This window comes from Treponema maltophilum ATCC 51939, from assembly GCF_000413055.1.
In the GTDB taxonomy this organism is placed as follows: Bacteria; Spirochaetota; Spirochaetia; order Treponematales; family Treponemataceae; genus Treponema_C; species Treponema_C maltophilum.
Window position 1 is genome coordinate 124777 of the sequence record NZ_KE332518.1, and the last position, 20184, is coordinate 144960.

Annotated in this window: 17 protein-coding genes; 9 read left to right on the top strand and 8 right to left on the bottom strand. The window is 50.3% G+C overall.

Annotated features, from left to right (window positions below; all coding sequences use genetic code 11):
* Window positions 1-19: 19 nt before the first annotated feature.
* From HMPREF9194_RS00555 to mnmG, 4 genes are all read left to right on the top strand, one after another.
* Window positions 20-1282 (top strand): ABC transporter substrate-binding protein, encoded by a 1263-nt coding sequence (locus HMPREF9194_RS00555; protein ID WP_016524415.1) that lies wholly within the window; start codon window positions 20-22, stop codon window positions 1280-1282.
* Window positions 1283-1305: 23 nt separating this feature from the next.
* On the top strand, window positions 1306-2196 hold the full coding sequence (locus HMPREF9194_RS00560; RefSeq protein ID WP_016524416.1) for a carbohydrate ABC transporter permease: 891 nt from the start codon (window positions 1306-1308) through the stop codon (window positions 2194-2196).
* Window positions 2193-3017, top strand: coding sequence for a carbohydrate ABC transporter permease (locus tag HMPREF9194_RS00565; RefSeq protein ID WP_016524417.1), 825 nt, complete (start codon window positions 2193-2195; stop codon window positions 3015-3017). The genes HMPREF9194_RS00560 and HMPREF9194_RS00565 overlap by 4 nt, the downstream gene beginning before the upstream one ends.
* Before the next feature lie 76 nt (window positions 3018-3093).
* Complete coding sequence (gene mnmG, locus HMPREF9194_RS00570; protein ID WP_016524418.1) at window positions 3094-4941, top strand: tRNA uridine-5-carboxymethylaminomethyl(34) synthesis enzyme MnmG; 1848 nt, start codon at window positions 3094-3096, stop codon at window positions 4939-4941.
* 27 nt (window positions 4942-4968) lie between these two features.
* Here the strand turns inward: mnmG and HMPREF9194_RS00575 are convergent, their stop codons facing one another.
* From HMPREF9194_RS00575 to HMPREF9194_RS00585, 3 genes are all read right to left on the bottom strand, one after another.
* A complete protein-coding gene (locus tag HMPREF9194_RS00575; protein ID WP_016524419.1) occupies window positions 4969-6354 on the bottom strand; it encodes an aldehyde dehydrogenase in 1386 nt (461 codons plus the stop codon).
* Window positions 6355-6420: 66 nt separating this feature from the next.
* Window positions 6421-6870, bottom strand: coding sequence for a NanQ anomerase/TabA/YiaL family protein (locus HMPREF9194_RS00580; RefSeq protein WP_016524420.1), 450 nt, complete (start codon window positions 6868-6870; stop codon window positions 6421-6423).
* 30 nt (window positions 6871-6900) lie between these two features.
* Complete coding sequence (locus tag HMPREF9194_RS00585) at window positions 6901-9294, bottom strand: helix-hairpin-helix domain-containing protein (protein ID WP_016524421.1); 2394 nt, start codon at window positions 9292-9294, stop codon at window positions 6901-6903.
* Window positions 9295-9411: 117 nt separating this feature from the next.
* Between HMPREF9194_RS00585 and HMPREF9194_RS00590 the strand changes: the two genes are divergently transcribed.
* Window positions 9412-10266: an Rpn family recombination-promoting nuclease/putative transposase gene (locus tag HMPREF9194_RS00590; protein WP_016524422.1), complete on the top strand. Its 855-nt coding sequence runs from the start codon at window positions 9412-9414 to the stop codon at window positions 10264-10266.
* A gap of 102 nt (window positions 10267-10368) precedes the next feature.
* On the opposite strand, the gene HMPREF9194_RS00595 is transcribed toward HMPREF9194_RS00590, so the two are convergent.
* A complete protein-coding gene (locus HMPREF9194_RS00595) occupies window positions 10369-11322 on the bottom strand; it encodes a 3-hydroxyacyl-CoA dehydrogenase (protein WP_016524423.1) in 954 nt (317 codons plus the stop codon).
* A 360-nt stretch (window positions 11323-11682) separates the two neighbouring features.
* Between HMPREF9194_RS00595 and HMPREF9194_RS00605 the strand changes: the two genes are divergently transcribed.
* Together HMPREF9194_RS00605 and mscL are read left to right on the top strand one after the other, a co-directional pair.
* Window positions 11683-13125, top strand: a complete 1443-nt coding sequence (locus tag HMPREF9194_RS00605) for an MBL fold metallo-hydrolase RNA specificity domain-containing protein (RefSeq protein WP_016524424.1) — start codon at window positions 11683-11685, stop codon at window positions 13123-13125.
* Between the two features lie 84 nt (window positions 13126-13209).
* Window positions 13210-13647 carry a large-conductance mechanosensitive channel protein MscL gene (gene mscL / locus HMPREF9194_RS00610; protein WP_016524425.1) on the top strand — a complete coding sequence of 146 codons (438 nt, stop codon included), beginning with the start codon at window positions 13210-13212 and terminating at the stop codon, window positions 13645-13647.
* Between the two features lie 50 nt (window positions 13648-13697).
* On the opposite strand, the gene HMPREF9194_RS00615 is transcribed toward mscL, so the two are convergent.
* On the bottom strand, window positions 13698-14315 hold the full coding sequence (locus tag HMPREF9194_RS00615) for an SGNH/GDSL hydrolase family protein (RefSeq protein WP_016524426.1): 618 nt from the start codon (window positions 14313-14315) through the stop codon (window positions 13698-13700).
* 76 nt (window positions 14316-14391) lie between these two features.
* Between HMPREF9194_RS00615 and HMPREF9194_RS00620 the strand changes: the two genes are divergently transcribed.
* Window positions 14392-15630 (top strand): hypothetical protein, encoded by a 1239-nt coding sequence (locus HMPREF9194_RS00620; RefSeq protein ID WP_016524427.1) that lies wholly within the window; start codon window positions 14392-14394, stop codon window positions 15628-15630.
* 14 nt (window positions 15631-15644) lie between these two features.
* On the opposite strand, the gene HMPREF9194_RS00625 is transcribed toward HMPREF9194_RS00620, so the two are convergent.
* The 3 genes from HMPREF9194_RS00625 to HMPREF9194_RS00635 are packed head-to-tail and all read right to left on the bottom strand — an operon-like array spanning window position 15645 to window position 19101.
* Window positions 15645-16745, bottom strand: coding sequence for an NAD-dependent epimerase/dehydratase family protein (locus HMPREF9194_RS00625; RefSeq protein ID WP_040846095.1), 1101 nt, complete (start codon window positions 16743-16745; stop codon window positions 15645-15647).
* Complete coding sequence (gltA, locus tag HMPREF9194_RS00630) at window positions 16742-18244, bottom strand: NADPH-dependent glutamate synthase (protein ID WP_016524429.1); 1503 nt, start codon at window positions 18242-18244, stop codon at window positions 16742-16744. Before gltA ends, HMPREF9194_RS00625 begins: the two co-directional genes overlap by 4 nt.
* Window positions 18241-19101, bottom strand: a complete 861-nt coding sequence (locus tag HMPREF9194_RS00635; protein WP_016524430.1) for a sulfide/dihydroorotate dehydrogenase-like FAD/NAD-binding protein — start codon at window positions 19099-19101, stop codon at window positions 18241-18243. Before HMPREF9194_RS00635 ends, gltA begins: the two co-directional genes overlap by 4 nt.
* Before the next feature lie 358 nt (window positions 19102-19459).
* On the opposite strand from HMPREF9194_RS00635, the gene HMPREF9194_RS00640 reads away from it, so the two are divergent.
* Window positions 19460-20182, top strand: a complete 723-nt coding sequence (locus HMPREF9194_RS00640; RefSeq protein WP_016524431.1) for an SIMPL domain-containing protein — start codon at window positions 19460-19462, stop codon at window positions 20180-20182.
* Window positions 20183-20184 lie beyond the last annotated feature (2 nt).

Genomic DNA, 20184 nt, shown 5'->3' on the forward strand with positions numbered 1-20184 from the left:
GTTAAAAGGAGGTCGTAGTATGAAAAAGTTTTTTGCAGCGGCACTGACGGTATCGCTGTTGCTGTGTGTTGCCGGCTGTTCGGGAGGAAACAAAAAAGCGGACGGCAAAAAGACACTAACCGTTTGGGATTATTACGGTAAAGAAGTATCCCCCTTGGCGGTTCTTGTTGAAGAGTTCGAAAAAGAGAATCCCGATATTAAAGTTATGCGGCAGGACCTTGATTGGGATACCATGAATACAAAGCTGAATGTTATTTTATCGAGCAGCAATGTTCCCGACGTGGTTACCGCCGATTTAACATGGATGCCTGTTTACGGCTCTCTCAATGTTTTTGCCGATCTCAGGCAAATTTCCGGTAATTCGGTTAACGGCGAAACCTTTGAGAATACGTGGGCGCCTTCGAATTTGGATGCTCTAACATACGGCGGTAAACTGATCGGCGCGCTGTATGATTTTGATGCGTATTGTCTTTACTACCGGAAAGATTTGCTTGATGCAAAAGGTCTTAAAGCGCCGAAAACATGGGATGATTTGGTTGCGGTCGGAAAAGCTATTGTACAAGGAGATAAATATAAATATGCCGCGCAATCGAATGCCTACCATATTGCACAGCTTATCTATGAAAACGACGGGCAAATCCTTAATAAAGATAATACGGCAGCGGCTTTTACCGCACCGGAAGCGAAAGAAGCTTTTCAATTTTACAGCGATCTTGTAAACAAAGAAAAGGTAGCAATGCACTGGACTGACGGGCACGGTGATCTTTTGCAGGGACTTAAAGATGAGCGGATCGCCATGTTTGCCGACGGGCCGTACAGAATGGCACAAATGAAGGAAATCGCACCGGAACAGTCCGGTAAGTGGGCTGTTGCGCCGCACCCGATTTCGAAAAAAGCAGGCTCATATTTGGGCGGGACAGCTCTTGTGATTCCGGAAGGTTCAAAAAATAAAGAAGCCGCATGGAAATTTATTGAATTTCTTTTGAAACCGAAAAACGCGGCTTTGGTATACAAGCAAGCAAGTGCGGGGCCGGCCGTATTGTCGAGTTTGGATGATCCCGATTTTTTAGTTCCGGATCCGTACTTCAGCAACGAAGCGCCTTTGCCGCTTTTTAAAGATGCGCTCATACATGCGATTCCTTTCCCGCGAATTCGGGATTGGGATTCCGTGGATTTTGAAATCTCGGATGCGACGCTGCAAATACTCGGCGGTTACAAGACGGTCGACGAAGCCTTAAATACCGCTGCGGAAAAAGTGAACGCTATTTTACAAAAAGAATAAAAAGAAAAACGGGAGCGGCAGCGATGCGATTGGCATTATTAAAACACACAAAATACAGAATGTATATATTGGGCTATATTTTTATCGCACCGCTGCTTTTGTCCAGCATTATCTTTTTATTTGTTCCCATGATTATTTCTCTTTATTGGAGTTTTACCGATTTTAACGGAGTTTCAAAGCCTGCATTCGTCGGCTTAAAAAATTATGTGGCCTTGTTTTCGGACACAGCGTTTTTGTGGGCGCTCCGGAATACAACGGTTTACGTTTTTTTCGGAATGCTTATCGGGCCGCTGTGCGGGCTTATTACGGCTTTATTTTTGAATACAAAGATACGCGGGCAAACGCTGTTCCGTACGGCTTATTTTTTGCCTGTTATGACATCGACAATCGTTGTCGCAATGATTTGGCGACTTTTGTACAATGAAAACGGTGTCTTCAATTTTATTATTACCTGCTTGGACGGTCAACCCGTCGGCTGGCTTTCGAATCCTAAAATCGTTCTTTATTCGATAACATCTGCCAGTATTTGGCAAGGATTCGGTTTTGAAACCGTCGTTTTTTTAGCCGCGCTGCAAAATATTCCCCGCGAACATTATGAAGCCGCTACTATTGACGGAGCATCCGCTTTTACCCAATTCCGCGTAATCACGTTTCCGGCATTGCATCCCGTTTTTTTCTTCGTCTATTGCGTAGGACTTATCGGCAGCTTTCAGGTTTTCGATCTTCCGTATGCGCTTATGCAGTCGACTCCGAACCCGGGCTTGTCTTATATAACACTGGTGTACATGTTGTTTTCAAAGTTCAGACGGCTGGAACTCGGGTACGCGTCCGCGATCGCTTACGTGCTTTTTTGCATTCTTGTTTTAATATCATTTATCCAGTGGTATGTTGAACAAAGGGGAGAAAAAAAATGACTAATAGAAATTCCTCTCGAGCCGCCTTTATTTTTCTTGTAACAACTTCCGTTCTTATGGTTTTTCCGTTCTATTGGACGATTTCTTCTTCGTTAAAGCTCGAAAGCGGCATACTCGCTTCTCCTCCCCAGTGGTGGCCGAACCCGATTACATTTGCAAATTACACCAAATTATTTTTGCACATACCGAATTTCGCTTTGTATTTTCTTAACAGCATCATCGTAACTTTGACGATTACTTTGAGCCAGGTTTTTTTATCGACTTTAGCCGGGTATGCTTTTGCAAAACTGAAGTTCCCGGGGCGAGACGTTATTTTCTTTATCATGTTGCTCGGAATGATGATTCCCCTTCAGGTGAACCTTATTCCGCTGTATAAAATTATGGACTTTTTCCATTGGCTCGATACCTATTGGGCGCTGATTGTTCCCAATGCGGTATCCATTTTTAACGTTTTTTTGATGCGTCAGTATATGCTGTCTTTACCGAACGATTTATTCGAGGCGGCAAGAATAGACGGCTGTCCCGAATTTTTTATTTTTTTTAAGATCGCGTTGCCTTTGTCACTGGCGGGGACAACAACGCTTATTATTTTTTCCGTTATGAATTCATGGAACAGTTTTTTATGGCCTCGGATTGTAACGAATACCGAAGCGCTGTTTGTACTTCCCGTCGGACTTTCGCAAATACAGATGAAATCGACAATCAATCACGGAGAAATCTTGGCCGGCACGACGCTTACCGCATTACCGCTCATTATTTTGTTCATGTTTATGCAAAAATATTTTATAGAAGGGATGACAGCCGGCGCTATTAAAGAATAAAAAGCGGCACCGAACTGTCATACGAACTATCATAAGATCTTGATTTACCGTAAAAATATCGGTAGTATTTCCTTTTATGAACGCGATACCCACAGCTTATTCCGGATACAATTTTTCTTTTGACGCGGCCGTGGTCGGAGCGGGGCATGCGGGACTTGAAGCGGCGCTCGCCTTGGCGCGCCGCGGTTTTCAAACGCTCGTCATAACCCAATCGATCGACGCGATTTGCCGTCTTTCGTGCAACCCGTCAATCGGCGGCATTTCCAAAGGCAATATCGTCCGCGAAATAGACGCGCTCGGCGGCGAAATGGCACGCTTGGCCGACCGAACCATGATTCAGTTCCGTCTGCTCAACCGCAGTAAGGGACCGGCGGTTCAAGCGCCCCGCACGCAGGCGGACAAACAGCTGTATTCCTCCCTCGCGCGCCGCGTGTTGGAGCGCGAGCCGAACCTGTATTTATTGCAGGATACCGTTGTAAAACTGGAAACGGTTGAAACGCCGCACAAACGCCGAAAGCTGCGCGCCCTTGTTACGCAACGCGGAAGGCGCATTCCCGTGCGTACCGCCGTCCTTACGACGGGTACCTTTTTGGGCGGAAAAATCTTTATCGGCGATTACGACGAACCCTGCGGCCGCTTGGGCGAAACGGGCGCCTTCGGTTTAACCGATTCGCTTAAAAGTTCGGGCTTTAGCGTCGGCCGCTTAAAAACCGGAACGCCGCCGCGCCTTTTGCGTTCTTCCATCGATTTTTCGCGCTTGGAAATTCAATACGGCGACGATGAAGTTCTACCCTTTTCGTTCGATACGGAAAAAATAGAGCGTCCCATGGTGCCCTGTTATCTTGCCTACACGAATGCCGAAACGCACCGCATTATCCGCGAAAACATCGGGCTTTCGCCGCTGTACAGCGGAAAAATCAACGGGATCGGGCCGCGCTATTGCCCGTCCATAGAAGATAAGGTAATGCGGTTTGCCGACCGTGAGCGCCACCAGCTTTTTGTCGAGCCGGAAGGCTTGGAAACGGACGAAATGTATTTGAACGGACTTTCGTCTTCGCTTCCCGAATCGGTGCAGGACACCTATTTGCGCACGATAGACGGCTTTGCCCATGCGGTAATGACGCGCCCCGGCTATGCGGTCGAATACGACTTTATCGATCCGACGCAGTTGACCGCCGCACTCGAAACAAAACTCGTTGCCGGCCTTTTTACCGCAGGCCAAATAAACGGAACGTCCGGCTATGAAGAAGCGGCGGGGCAGGGACTCGTCGCCGGAATCAATGCGGGAAACTATGCGGCTTCTCACAAAAAAGTGTGCGGCGAAAGCGTCGAGGGACATCCCGATCGCATCGGCGATATTCCGCCCTACGAAAGCCTTGTGCTCCGCCGCGACGAAGCGTATATCGGCGTTTTAATCGACGATTTGGTAACTTTAGGAACAAAAGAGCCCTACCGCATGTTTACCGCGCGTGCCGAATACCGCTTAAAACTGCGCCATGATACGGCCGACGAGCGTTTGACCGAAAAGGGTTTTAAAGCCGGCCTTAAAACCGATGCGCAAATGGAAAAAGTAAACGAAAAAATACGCATGCGCAACGAGATTCTTGCGTATTTGGAAAAACATCCCTCGTCGGCGGCACTTCCGCTTGCCGAAAACGGTTTTGAACAAAGCGCGTGGCAAAACGCATGCATCGATTACAAGTACAAGTACTATATAGAAAAACAGGATAGGCGCGTCGAAAAAATGCACCGCATGGAAGGCGCGCTCATTCCGGACGATTTCGATTACGCTTCGATTCCCGCCCTGTCGGCGGAAACGCGCCAAAAGCTTGAAAAAGTACGCCCGCGCACGCTGGGGCAAGCCGCCCGCATTTCCGGCATCCGCAATTCCGACCTTATGCTTTTGATGGTGTATTTGCGCTGACTTTTTGCTTCGCTTAACGCGCCCGCGTTATTTCAACAGTTTTTTCAGCAAGCCGAGCTTTTCGCCGTAGGGCGGGTAGCGCACGCTCACATCCGGCCGGATACCGCGCGTCAGTACGGACTTTAAGTGACTGAAGGTGTCGAAGCTGTATTTGCCGTGGTAGCGCCCCATGCCGCTGTTGCCGACGCCGCCGAAGGGCATTTTCGAAGTCGCCAAGTGAATAATCGTGTCGTTTATGCAGCCGCCGCCGTAAGAAATGCGCTTGACGATAAAGTCGATATTCTTTTTTGACGACGAGAAAAAATAGAGCGCAAGCGGACGCGGCCTTTCGATGACAAAGTCGCGCGCTTTTCCCAAATCGGTAAATTCAAGCACGGGCATAATCGGGCCGAAAATCTCTTCGCTCATAACGGGAGAATCGGCTTGCGGAGAATCCAAAATGACCGGCGCTATTTTACACAAACGCGCGTCCCGTTCCTTGCCGCACACAAGCGTTCCGTTTGCGGGATTTTTCCCGTCCGACAGCGCGTTCAAACGCTCGTAGTGGCGTTCGGTGATGATTTTCGCATAATCGGGACTGGCGAGCGGATTTTCGCCGTAGTGGCGGGTAATCCAGTATTGCATGCGCTCGATGAGTTTTTGCTTTATATTTTTGTGCGCGAGGACGTAATCGGGACATACGCAGGTTTGCCCCGCGTTCAAGTATTTTCCCCATACGATGCGGCGTGCCGCAAAATCGATATCGGCACTTTCGTCGACAATGCAGGGACTTTTGCCGCCCAGTTCAAGGCTTACCGGCGTTAAATGCTTTGCCGCGCTTTCCATGACGAGCCGGCCGACCGTCGTTCCGCCGGTGAAAAAGATATAATCGAAACGTTTTTCGAGCAAGTCGGCGTTGGCATCGCGCCCGCCTTCAATAACCGCAACATATTTTTCCGGATATATCGAACGGATGATTTTTCGTATGACTTTGGACGTTTCGGGAGAATAGTTTGAAGGCTTTAAAACAACGCAGTTTCCGGCTGCAAGGGCGCCCGCAAGCGGATCGAGGGCAAGCTGGAAGGGGTAATTCCACGGCGACATGATAAGCACACAGCCGTACGGTTCGGCATGTACGGTTCCCCTTGCGGGAAAAAGCGTAAGAGGCATCGACATGCGCTTGGGCTTTGCCCACTTTGAAAGGTGTGCAATCAAGTAGCGTATTTCTTCAAGCACAATACCGATTTCCGTTTCGTAGGTTTCGAACGGTGATTTATTCAAGTCCGCGTGCAGGGCATCGAAAATCGCCTGCTGATTGTCGGTTACGGCTTGGTACAGCTTTTTTAATTGGGCTTTGCGAAACGCAATGCCGAGCGTTTCTCCGCCGTTAAAGTACGCTTTTTGCGCGTTGAGGAGTTCCGAAGTATTATTCATGCAAAGAGCATACCCCCGCACTCAAACAAAGTCAAGAGCAATCGAATATCGGACTTTTGCGGGATCTTACTCCGCGTGCAGTTTGAAAATCACCTTTTTTACTTTTTCGGGGCGCGAGAACGGCAAGCCCGGCCGGTGCGCTTCTCCGGCAAAAAATACGACAAAAAACGTTTCCGATGCGGTTAAGGTTACGAGGTCTTTTCCGGCGGAAAAAGAAATATCTTTTTGGGCGTCGTATTCGCCGAAGGGGTCGCATTCGGCGTCGGTCGAAAAGCCCATTTTTTCGCTTCCTTTAAGCATAACCTGCACGTCCGTGGCGAAACGGTGTTTTTCGTAGGGTTGACTTTCCTTCGTTTCGTATTCGGTAATATTGTAGCGGCAGCGCGCGTCGTTTGTTGCATATGAACCGACGGGCTTCGACGCAAGATTCTCCTCTTTTAAGCAGCGTATAACTTCTTCAAGTCCGGGAATCGAATCAACATATTTCGGAAGATTTTCCAGCGTATCAAAAATCATAGTTCCTCCTATTTAAAAACTTTTGAGGTTTTATTTTTTTAACAATGCCGCAAAGGGACTGTAGGTCATGCCGTCGTCATTGCCGCGTCCCGAATACGAGTTTTCGCGGCGTGAAGGCTCGCGCGGTGCCGTATGTCCGTTTGCGTTCCGCACAACTCTGACGGCCGCCCGTTTTGTACCGGAAGAAAAAGACGAGCCGGAAGAGCTCGCGCCTGCGGCGGCATTTTCGCCGGCAGGGGAACCTTTGGCATTTTGCGCCGCCGAATGCAGCACGGGCGAGCTTTTTAAAGACAGGCTGATGCGGCGCCGGTCCGTGTCGAGGCCGATAATCGTGCATTCTTTTATGTCGCCGACACGCACAACTTCCATCGGGTCGGATACATACGAATCGCTTAATTCGGAAATATGCAAAAGCGCCGTTTCTTTAATGCCGAGGTCTACAAAGGCGCCGAAGTCTACGACGTTTTTTATCTTGCCCGTAACCTTCATGCCTTCTTTTAAATCTTCAAAGCAGACGACGCCCTTTTGCATAATGGGTTTCGGGTATCCGTCGCGCGGATCGCGGTTCGGCTTTTTCAATTCATCAACAATATCCTGCACCGTTTGCTCGCCCAATCCGTAGGTATCCTGTAAATTCTTTTTTACGTCGGCAGTTACGTTTTCGTTTCGCCGGATTAAATCGAAGATAACGCGGGCACCTTCGTAGTTTTCCGGATGCACCCACGTGTTGTCCAAGGGTTCCGCGCTTTCGGGGATTTTCAAAAAGCCCGCGCACTGCTCGTAGGCTTTCGGTCCCAAGCCCGATACGTTTTGCAGTTCGCTTCGGCTGGTGATTTTTCCCTTTTCGTCGCGGTAGGCGACAATGCGCTTTGCAACCGATGCGCTTATGCCCGACACGTATTTTAAAAGAGAAGCCGACGCCGTATTCAAATTGACGCCGACGTTGTTTACGACCGAACCGACGACCTCATCGAGCATGTCCGATAATTTCTTTTGATTTAAATCGTGCTGGTACAAGCCGACGCCGATCGATTTCGGGTCGATTTTTACGAGTTCCGCAAGCGGATCCTGCAGCCGCCGCCCGATCGAAATGGCGCCGCGGATCGTTAAATCCAAGTCGGGGAACTCTTCTCGGGCGGTATCGCTTGCCGAATATACCGAAGCGCCGTCTTCGTCAACGACCGTGTATAAAACGTCGGGAAAATTTTCCGTGAGAACCTTTGAAACGATTTCCTGCACTTCTTTTGTGCCCGTTCCGTTCCCGACGGCGACAAGCTGAACGCCGTAATCTTTAACGGCTTTGCGCAAGGCCGCATAGGCTTCATCGGCCTTGTGCTGATAAATGACAAAGTTGCCCAAGTATTTGCCCGTTTCGTCGAGGGCGGCGCACTTGGTTCCCGTGCGTATGCCCGGATCGACGCCCAAAACGCGCGTACCCTTTATGGGCTGAGTCATTAAAAGGTTTTTTAAGTTTTCGCTGAATATGCCTATGCCGTGATCGTCCGCTTCGTCGCTTTGGTTGCCGCGTATTTCGCGCACGACGGCGGGCGATAAGAGGCGGGCAAGGCCGTCTTCAATCGCCTGGGCGTGATAGGTGTTATGGATCGTTGTACGCCTTTTTAAGAGGTCGGAAGCCCCGTCGATATCCACATCGACCGTTACTTCGAGCACGCCTTCCCGCTCGCCGCGGTTTACCGCCAAAATGCGGTGCGGCTTTATTTGGTTGAGCGGCTCGGAATAATCCCAATACATTTGATACACCGACGTTTTTTTCGCTTCGTCGTCGCCGATTCCTTTTACGCGTATTGTGCCGCTTTTTACGTAAAAGTCGAGCACGGCCGCACGGTTGCTTCCGTCCTGCGCCGTACGCTCCGCAATAATGTCCTGCGCTCCCGCAAGGGCGGCTTGAACGTCAGGCACGCGAAGCTCTTCGTTTTCCGCATCGGTGTTTACGAATTCTTCGGCTTTTTTTTCTATTGCCGCTTCGTCGAGTTGCGTCATCGCTTCGGCCAAGGGTTCAAGCCCGCGTTCGGCGGCGAGCATGCCGCGCGTTTTCTTTTTCTTTTTGAAGGGCGCCCATAAATCTTCAAGTTCGGTGAGCGTTTTTGCCGCCGTTACCGCTTCGTATAAAAAGTCGGTCAGTTTTCCCTGGGCAAAAATGCCGCGGATAATTTCGATGCGGCGGTTTTCCAAATTCATGCGGCTTTTAAAAAGATGGTCGCAGTCGCGCACTTGCACTTCGTCCAAAGAGCCGTGTTTTTCTTTACGGTAGCGCGAAATAAAAGGCACGGTACAGCCTTCGTTTATAAGCGAAACGACCGCCTGCACTTGCTGCGGTCGTATGTTCAATTCGTCGGCGACGTGTTTTGTAACGGCGTCTTCGTTTGCCGAAAGAGAGTCGATAAATTCCTGCGTAAATTCCATAGAGCGCTATTTTACGGCAAACGCCTGAAAATGTAAATGCCGCGAGGCTTTCTCCCGCAACTGTTTTTTTACACTTTTTTTATTCTCTGCGCCTATAATAAAGAGTGGAGGTGCATTATGGCAAAACATAACCGCCGCTATAAGGATTCCGTGTTCGTCGATATATTCGGCGAGGACAAAGACGCAAAAGAAAATTTTTTGTCCCTGTACAACGCTCTGCACGGTACACATTTAGACAGCTCGACCGAACTCAAACCGCTGCGACTTGAGCACGTCATGTACATGAGTTTTTGTAACGATGTGTCCTGTCTTATCGACAACAAAATCATCGTGCTGGCCGAACACCAGTCAACCATCAACGATAACATGCCGGTACGGTTTTTGGAATATAGCGCCCGTCTGTATGAGCAAATCCAAAATCCGCGCGACCGCTATTTGCGTAAACTCAAACAGATTCCGACACCTGAGTTCTATGTCTTTTACAACGGTGAAGAAAAATACCCGGTACAGGCGGAACTCAAGCTCTCTGATGCGTTCGCGGTAAAATCCGCAAAACCGTGCTTGGAATTGCTTGTAAAAGTGCTGAACATCAATTACAATAAAGATAGTAAACTGTTGGCAGCTTGTAAACCGCTTCAGGAATACACGCTGTTTGTTGAAGCGGTGCGCCGGCATACCAAGCTCGACAGAGAAAACGGCTTTAAGAATGCGATTAAAGAGTGTATACAAAACGATATTTTACGGAATTATTTGGAGCGAAAGTCACGGGAGGTTATGAACATGTTGATAGCCGAATATGATTACGATACCGATATTGCAGTTCAACGGGAAGAAGAACGTGAAACGGCGTTCGCCGACGGTTCGCGCCATGCAAAGCTCGAAACGGCCAAGAATTTACGCGGTTTAGGGTTGTCGATTGAAAACATTGCACAGGCAACGGGTCTTTCAAAAGAAGAAGTGAAAAATATTTAAGATTTGTGTGTGCATAAATGCCCATGGGGACGCGCGGGTGGGCTCGCAATCGAACTCGGTTGCGAGCCCACCCGGTGTCGACCGGCCGCGCCTACGGGAGTTTTATTTGTATTTGTAAAAACCTTCGCCCGCGTTTATGCCCGTTTTGCCTTGGTCGATGTAACCCTTGAGAATTTTCGCGATGCGGCCGTGGAGCGACGCAGGATCGGATGCGTCGGGGCGGTTCATCGTAATGTTGTATGCCGTTTCCAAACCGACGATGTCGAGGATTTGGAAGGGACCGAGCGGGCTTCCCGTGCCGAGCCTCCATGCCAAGTCGATGGTTTTTGCGTCTCCGACTTCGTTTGCAAGCAGTGCTTCGCCGGCCGTTAAAAACGGTATGAGCATGGAATTGAGAAGATAGCCGGGCTGTTCTTTTAAAACTTTGAGCGGTATCATGCCGATGTCTTTGGCAAAAGCGACGACCGCGTCGAATGCGGCAGGATCGGTTCCGTCGTGTCCCATAATTTCGGTCATGTTGTTGCGCCAGATGTTGTTTGCAAAGTGGATGGCCAAATAGCGTTTCGGATTTTTGACGTGATCGCGGAACATACTCGGTACCATCGAAGACGAGTTTGTCGCGACGATGGTTTTGTCTTCAAGGACGGCCGAAAGCGCGTCGTAAAATTCTTTTTTCGCTTGAGGATTTTCGGCCATGCTTTCGATGACGATGTCGGCATCCTTGGCCGCGGCGACAAGGTCGGTTGTGAGTTTGAGGTTTTTATACGCCGCTTCGGTTTTTGCTTCGAGTTCGGCGATTTTTTCGGCGCTTATGTGTTCGGGATCATCGATAAGGCCGCGGGGGAAGGCTGCGCCCTTTGTGCCGAGTTTTGTTTTTATGTCTTTAAATTCCGCAAGATAGATATTGTGCAGCCGATCGATTTTCGGCTGAGAACGGCCGATAGATGCGTCGGAACGCAGCCATATCGTAACGTCGAATCCTTTGAATGCCGCTTGAAATGCGATTTGGCTTCCCAAAACGCCGCCGCCCGCTACAACAACCTTTTTAATGCTCATGTTTTTCTCCTTGCAATAGGTTTTACATTTTCCGGCATGTGTCGGTTTTAACGGATTCAGCATAGCACTCGCAGTTATTCGTGTCAATCATTTTTTATACATAAAATTTTATATTTTGTGATTTTCTTTTGAAGTTCCGGCCCGGATTGGAGCGGGGCGAATGCCGTCGGCGCGGGAAGGCTTGATTGCGAATCCCGCGTGTGCGGCTCCGGCTACCCCGCGCCGACCGGCCGTGAGGGCAAGCCGCGGAAAGCCGGTCGGGGCAAGGTTTTGCCGCCGAATTCCCTGCATTTTCGTTGCTCTGAGGGCATGCTCTGCGTGCGCCTTGTGCAAACGAAGCGTTGTTGCTAATATGGGGCCATGGGTATTTCGCTGTATTCGCTGGGAGCCGCGCAAGAGGTTACCGGTTCGAAGCATATTTTTGAAATCGACGGGCGCGCGTTTATGGTCGATTGCGGGGCTTTTCAGGGCAAACGAAAAGAGGCGGACGCGAAAAACCGCGACTTTCAGGTTCCGGCGGACAGGATCGAAGCCGTTATTTTGACTCACGCGCATCTCGATCATTGCGGGCTTTTGCCGCTGTTGGTAAAAAAAGGTTTTACCGGAAACATTTATTCGACGCCGGCTACGCGCGATTTGGCAAGCCTTATTATGATGGACAGTGCGCGCATTCAGGCGCGGGATGCCGACTATTTGCGCAAGCAGGCGCAAAAGAAAAAAGAGCGCTTTACGTGGCAGCCCTTGTTCGGCGAAAAGGATGTAGTGCGCGCGGCGGATCAGTTTGTCGCGCTTTCGTACCGGCGCAAAATGCATATTGCAAGCGACGTTCGACTTGAGTTTTTTGACGCGGGGCATATTTTGGGCTCGGCGATGGCGGTCGTTACGATTGCGCGCAAAAGCGGAGGCGCGCTTTACAAAGGCGGGGCGGAAGACGGGGAAATCCGCATTGCGTACACGGGAGACTTGGGGCGCAAAAACAAGGCGATTATACGCGATCCGGACACGGACATTCCCGCAGTCGATTATCTTTTTTTGGAAAGCACCTACGGTAACCGCCGGCACGAGGATTCTGATACGGCGATGGATGAATTGGAGCAGGTTGTGCGCAGGGCGGTCGCCTTGAAGGGCAAGGTGATTATTCCAGCCTTTGCGATAGAGCGCACGCAGGAGCTGGTCTATTATCTTCATTTGCTTGTCGACAAAAAGCGCATTCCCGAAGTGCCGATTTACGTCGATTCTCCGATGGCGACGAGTGCGACCGGAATTTTTCAAGTTCATCCGGAATGTTACGATTTGCAAACCTTTGAAGCGTTTTTAACGCACCACAAAAATCCGTTCGGCTTTAACGCGTTGTCGTTTATTGCAAGCGTGGAAGAATCGAAGGCGCTGAATAAAAAAAAGGGGCCGATGATTATTATCAGCGCCGACGGAATGTGCGAATCGGGGAGGATTGTACACCATGTGGCGAACAATATTTCGCAGTCGGAAAACACGATTTTGATTGTCGGCTACATGGCCGAAAATACGCTGGGCAGGCGCATTGCCGACGGTCAAAAAGAGGTGCGGATTATGGGTGATTTTTATAAAGTGAATGCCGAGGTGCGTCGCATAAACGCGTTCAGCGCCCACGCCGATTACGCCGAATGCGCCCAATGGCTGGACAGTATCGATACGTCGCGCCTTAAAAAGATTTTTTTGGTGCACGGCGAAAAGGGCGTTCAGGAATCGTTTGCATCTTATTTGAACGGGAAGGGCTACAAAGACACGGAAATAGTCAAATACGGAAAAACGTACAGTATTTAGCGTATTCGCGTTCTTCAATTGACAAAAGGCGTGGCAAAGCATATGCTGGCCGTATAAAGCAAAAGGTTTTTTATGGAGGAACCTATGAGTGAAAACAATTCCGAAGGTAAATTCAGCTTAAAGGGCGGTTTTGCCGCGGCATCAAAGGAAGCGACCGCTTTTAAAAAATTCATTTCGCGCGGCAATGTCGTCGATATGGCGGTCGGTGTTATAATCGGCGGTGCGTTCGGCAAAATCATTTCGAGCCTTGTCAACGACGTTATTATGCCGGCAATCGGGTTATTGATCGGCGGTATCGACTTTACGAATTTAAGCGTAACGATCGGCGAAGCGGTTATCGCGTACGGCAAGTTTATTCAAACCATCGTCGATTTTTTAATCGTCGCGATTTGTATTTTTATCGTTGTCAGAATCTTCGAGCGCTTTAAGAAAAAAGAAGAAAAGACGGAAGCGCCGCCTGCAAAGAGCGCCGACGTGGTTCTTTTGGAAGAAATCCGCGATATTTTAAAAAATAAAAACTGAACCGGACTGCGGCCGCGCATTCCGCCGCCTGTAGCGGGCGGCGGAACAGACTACACAATCGTTTTAATCTTTTCACATAAAACGCGCGCGAAGCGTTCCTGACTTTGCTCGTCGAAGTGCATAAAATCGACCGTGTTTACCGAAGCGGATTCGTTTGCGTCTATATGGTGCAGGTTAAGTTCGGCGGCGAGTCTTTTATAATAATCGTTCAGCAGCATCGATTTTTCGCTGCATTCTTTTCCCATCACGTGCCCTTCTTCCGTTCCGTATATTCGCGGGTCGATGTTTATGGGTGTAATGATAAGAATCTTTTTGACATCTAAAAAACGCGCCTGCAGTACAAGGCGACGCAAGCCTTCCATAATATTTCGTGCCGTTGCACCGAAATATCCTTTGCAGTCGTTTGTACCGAGCATGACGACCAAAAGGTCCAGCGGGCTATGGCTTTTTATAATCGGTTCGAGCGTACTTAACCCGTTCAAACCGTATGTCAGCGGGTCGTCGAACGATGTCGTTCTGCCGCATAAGCCTTCGTCGATAATTCTGTAATCTTTTCCTAAAAATTCGGCTACACGGGTTGTCCAGCGAATCTCGTAGGCAAAGCGGCCTCCCGAAACGGCATTATAGCCCCATGTATTTGAATCGCCGTAACAAAGAATTGTTTTCATATGTTTGAGTATAAGAATTTGTAAGCTTATTGTCTATTCTATTTTATTGCCGGTGTTTTTGTGGTATAATAACGGCATGAAAAAGTCGAAAAATGCTGCGGTTACGGTAATCGTGATCGCAGTCCTCGCCGCTTTAAGCGCGCTCTATGCGCACTTCAGTTTAAAGACGAACACGGTTCGGGTCGCGTTTTACGATTTGAACAAAACCGAGGTCGCCGCGATTTGTTCGTGGCTGGACAAAAAAGGCATCGGCTATAAAGCAGCCGTTTTCGATGCTTCTAAACCGCTGAGCGCTTTGATTTCCGGCTCATCGCAGTACGATATGCTTTTTATCTGCGACGGGGCGAATATGGATTCGATGCAGCCGATTGTGCGCAATGCCGAAACGGCGGCCTTGCAGATTCTTCCGCTTCCCGTCCGCATTGCCGTGCAAACCGACAGACGCTTAATCGGTACGCCCGTTTTACTCGATCCGTTCGCGCTTTTGTGCCGTAAAGATTCTTTTGCCCGCCTGAATATGTCGGAGCCGCTGTCGTTCGAGCAGCTTGAAAACGCGGCTGAGCGCCGCCTTTCGCTTTCCGAAAGGGGAAGGGGAACTTCGCCCGCTCCTTTTATGTGTGCGGGCGCCGACGACAACCATCTGATAGCATTTTTTTCGTCCGTACTTGAAGCCGCCGAAAGTGCCGACGCGCTCGAAGAAGCCGTTGCGCTGTTGGACGGGCAAAACGATTTTTCCGCTTTTTTTTCGTTTGAACCGGTGAATGCCGCGGTCGAGCGTCTTGCCGATTGGCAAAAACGCGGATTTTTGTCTTCGAAATGGCTTGAACTGACGAGTAGGGAAACGGCGGCCGCGATGGAAGCGTCTTCCGCGCTGATTGTTTTTGCGCCATGGTCTTTTTACGGCACTTTGAACGAAAAAATCGCCGACGATTATACTTTGTGGTATATGCCCGGCAGAGCGGCTTCGTCGAAACGCACCGCGATTGTCCGGACGGTTGCGGCGCTGCAATTTTCGGTTCCCAAATCGGCTTTGCAAAGCGCGGCGCAAGCGCGCAAAAAACTGGATTCGGTGCGCGCTCTTATACGCGAATCGGTATCGTCGATTTCGCAGACAAAACTCGCGCAAAGCGCAATGCTGGTGCCCGTCAATCCGAATGCCGAAAGTTCTTTGCCCGCCGCCCTTGCCCTTTCATATGTGTGCGCCGCCGACGCCATGGTTCCCGACGCGGCTCAAGCTGCGCTTACGACAAAGGACCAGCGTGCCGCATTTGCACAGGAGATCAGAAAACGCATACGAGCGGCCGCGGCGCGGTAAGGATAACGAGGAAATCAGTTTTTCAAAAAGTCGAGGGCTTTTTTCTGCGCTGCTATGACCTTGTCGCACCATGCGTCGAATTCGGGGTCGAGGCGCTGCAGCTCGGGATGTTTTAAAATATGATGTATCGTTTCGCGCACGCCGTCTTCGAAGCGGATTTGCGAGCAAAAGCCGTTTGTCAAGCGCTTGAGTTTTGCGTTGTCGAAAACGACCGAATGCGCTTTGTCGCCGAGCAGTGTGCCGTTAAAATCGTACGCGCCACTTTGCGTCAGCGCGAGTGCGCCCGCTTTGATTAAAAAATCGGAAGAAATGTGAACCGCACGTAAGGGGACGCCGGCCGCGCCGACAATAAAGCCGTATATTTGATTCCACGTAAGGCTTTCATCGCCCGTAATCTGCACGGTTTCACCTACGGCGCGCGCATTGCACACCAGGGCGCACAGTGCGCGGGCAAAGTCCCTGCTGTGCGTCATTGTCCACAAAGAAGTACCGTCGCCGTGAATGATGACGCTTTTACCGTCGAGCATGCGGCGCACGACTTGCCAGCTGCCTTCTTTTCCGTGCAGGCCGAGCGGAACGGAACGTTCGCAGTAGGTATGGCTCGGACGGATAATCGTAACGGGAAAGCCCTCGCTGCGGAAAGCGTCCGTGAGCAGGTTTTCGCAGGCGATTTTGTCGCGCGAATACCGCCAAAAAGGATTTGCGAGCGGCGTGCTTTCCGTTATACGGTAATCGTTGAGCGGTTTACAGTAGGCCGAAGCCGAGCTTATAAAAATGTATTGCTTCGTTTTTCCCGAAAACACGCGTTTGTCGCGCGCGGCGTCATCTTGGGTGAATGCGATAAAATCGATAACCGCATCGAAGCGTTCGTCTTTTTTAAGCAAATCGGCAACGACGGCGTTCATGCGCGCTTCGTCTTTGCAGTCGGCTTGTATATAAACGGGCTTTTTTACGGAAAGGTTTAAAAGAACGGCCTCACGTTCGCAGGCGGTGTCGATTTCGGCATTTTTATTACCTCGATTTACGACGAATACGTCCGCCTGCGATGTCAGGGCTAAACGGGCGGTAAGGGCCGTGCTAATGGTGCCGCTTCCGCCCATGATAAGAATTTTCACAACGAAGCCAAATAGCGGTTTATGCTTGCCGCCGCTTTGCGGCCTTCGCCCATCGCGAGGATGACGGTCGCCGCTCCCAATACGATATCTCCTCCGGCCCATACGGCAGGATAGGACGTTTTGCCTTCCTCGTCCGTTTTGATGTGGCCTTTGGCATCGGCTTCAAGACCGGGCGTCGTTTTTTCCATGAGCGGATTCGATCCGTTGCCCAAAGCGACAATCAGCGCGTCGCAGGGAATTTCGTGCTCGCTTCCCTTTATGGCGACGGGGCTTCGTCTTCCCGATGCGTCCGGTTCGCCCAGTTCGTAAGAGAGCAAACGCAGCGCCTTTATGCGGCCTTCTTCGTCGCCGAGTGCTTCCACGGGATTTTCCAAAAAGCGGAAAATAACGCCTTCTTCTTCGGCGTGGGCGACTTCTTCGCGGCGGGCGGGCATTTCGTTCCGCGTGCGCCGGTAAATAATCGACACCTTTTCGGCACCGAGCCTGAGTGCCATGCGCGCCGCATCCATTGCAACGTTTCCGCCGCCGGCAACGCACACTTGTTTTGCTTCGTACAGGGGCGTGGCGGCATGGGCGGTGTCATAGGCTTTCATAAGGTTTGCGCGCGTAAGGTATTCGTTCGCGCTGAATACGCCGATGAGGTTTTCGCCGGGAATATTCATGAATTTAGGCAAGCCCGCTCCGGTTCCGACAAAGGCGGCGTCAAAGCCCTGTTCTTTTAAAAGCTGGGGCAGGGTTCCCGTGCGTCCGACCAAAAAGTTCGTGCGGAATTCCACACCCATTTTTTCGAGCATGGCGACTTCCGCAGCGACGATGGATTTGGGCAAACGGAATTCGGGAATACCGTACACCATAACGCCGCCTTCTTTATGGAAGGCTTCAAAAACGGTAACGCGGTGCCCCGCGCGGCGCACGTCGGCCGCAACGGTTAATCCGGCAGGTCCAGAACCGACCACGGCAACCTTTTTGCCCGTATCGGCAGCCGGCGCGGGCGGCGTTTGCAAATTGTTTTCCCGCTCAAAGTCGGCGACAAAACGCTCCAAACGGCCGATCGAAACCGAGCGCTCAACGTCTTTAAAAATCTTTCCGACCGTACACTGCGCTTGGCACTGCTTTTCCTGGGGGCATACCCGTCCGCATATTGCCGGCAGCAGGTTTGTCGTTTTTATAATGTCGACGGCTTTTTTAAACTCGCCTTTCGCCGTTTCGGCCAAAAATTGCGGAATGGGAATATTGACCGGACAGCCGGCAACGCAGGGCTGGTTTTTGCACTGCAGACAGCGGTTTGCTTCGATTATCGCCTGTTCTTTGGTGTAGCCGAGCGCGACTTCTTCCATTTGCTTTGCGCGTTCATGCGGTTCGCGGCAGGGCATTTCCTGTTGAGGCAGCGAAGTGCGTTCCTTTGTTGTTAAAGGTGCCGCCTTCAGTTTTTCTTCCAAAACCGTATATTCTTTTTCGGCGTTTTGCTGCAATGTTTTTGCGTCTACGTATGCGCTCATGCGTTGCCTCCTTTCGCTGCGCTTGCAGCGGCGTCCAATTTGCATTTGTGGATTTGTTCAAGCTCGCGCGGTTTGAACGCCTTCATACGGAGCATCATATTGTCCCAATCGACTAAGTGACCGTCGAATTCGGGACCGTCTACGCAGACGAATTTCGTTTCGTTGCCGATGTGAACGCGGCAGCCGCCGCACATGCCTGTTCCGTCGATCATAATCGTGTTCAGAGAAACCGTTATCGGCACGTTGAATTCTTTCGCCGTAAACGAGCAGAATTTCATCATAATCGGCGGTCCGATTGCGACGACTTCGGCAGGTTTCGGTTCTTTCGAGCACAGCATTTTCAGCGGTTCGGTTACCAGTCCTTTGGTGCCGGCGCTTCCGTCATCGGTCATAAGATACAATTCGTCGGCAAGCGCACGCATTTCATCTTCAAAAATAATCAGATCTTTTGTGCGCGCGCCCATAATCACGATAACGCGGTTTCCTATCGCTTTGTGCGCCTGTACTATCGGGTGAAGCGGCGCAACGCCTATACCGCCGCCGACACAGACAACCGTCCCTTTTTTCTCGATATGCGTCGGGTTCCCGAGCGGACCCAATACGGCGCCGATCTTGTCGCCCGTATTAAAGCGCGACAGTTTCATCGTGGAAGCGCCCACCGTTTGAAAAACGATGGCAATCCACCCTTCTTTTGCGTCGGCATCGGCAATCGTCAGCGGAATCCGTTCGGCGAATTCCGTATCGATCTGTACCAGCACAAATTGCCCCGCCCTGCGATTATGGGCAATGTCCGGCGCATTTACTTTCATGTAGAAAACGTCGGCAGAAAGCTGCCTTTTTTCGATTATTTCGTACATACCTTTTCCTCTCGGATGTGTTTTCGTTAATTTATTATACAATATTTTTCTTAAAAAGGGAATAGTCCGTATTGCATCTTTTTTTACCGAATGAGTTTTTTGCCAATCCGTGTAGCCTTGGTCGGCCTTAATTGTTATAGTTATATGAAAAACGGCTTTATACGACTACCGATAAAAATCGTCGTCGGAAAGAGGCTTCATCCGCATACGCGCGGTTGAGCTTTTAAGGTGAAATCACCCGAGAGGAACGCTCAAAGCGCTCCGCGGTCAAAGCCTCTTTGAGACAGTTTTTTATGTGTAGCCAAAATAAAAAACCGTCTTTCATTAAAACACGAAGAAACTTCGGAGGGTTTTTACAATGAATGTGAATCGAAAATTTTATGCCGCTTTGGTTTCGGCCGTTTTTCTTTTAGGTGCGGCGCTGTACGCGTCTTCAAAACCGGAACAAACCGGCATTACCGTAACGGGAACGGGTATTGTTACGACAAAGCCCGATACGGCATCCATAACGCTGGCCGTCGTAACCGATGACCGAGAAGCCGCTTCCGCCGCCGCGAAAAATGCCGAACTTATGGCTGCGGTAACAAAGGCCGTTTTAAACTGCGGCATAAAAGCCGAAGATATGGCGACGCGCAATTACAACGTGTACCGGCAATCGCGCTATAATTCGCAGACGGGCGAACAGGAAGAAAAGGGATATCAGGTAAGCAACAACCTGACCGTTACCGTGCGCAATATAAACGAAACGGGAAAGGTTATCGACGCGGCCCTCAAAGCCGGAGCGAATCAGCTTTCGAATGTATCTTTTTATACGAACGATACGACCCAAGCGTATACTCAGGCGCGCAAACAAGCCGTTATGCATGCGCAGGATGCCGCGCGAGTACTGAGCGAAAGCGCCGGACGCAAAACGGGGAAACTTATTTTTATCGAAGAGTTTGCAAATGATTCGGTCTACCGCAATGCGGTGGCCTTTGACACGGCAATGTTGAAGTCCTCCGTCTATGAAGAAAGTACGCCGATAAATCCGGGCGATACGGAAGTGTCGGTTACGGTAAAAGCGGTTTTTGAACTGAAATAAGC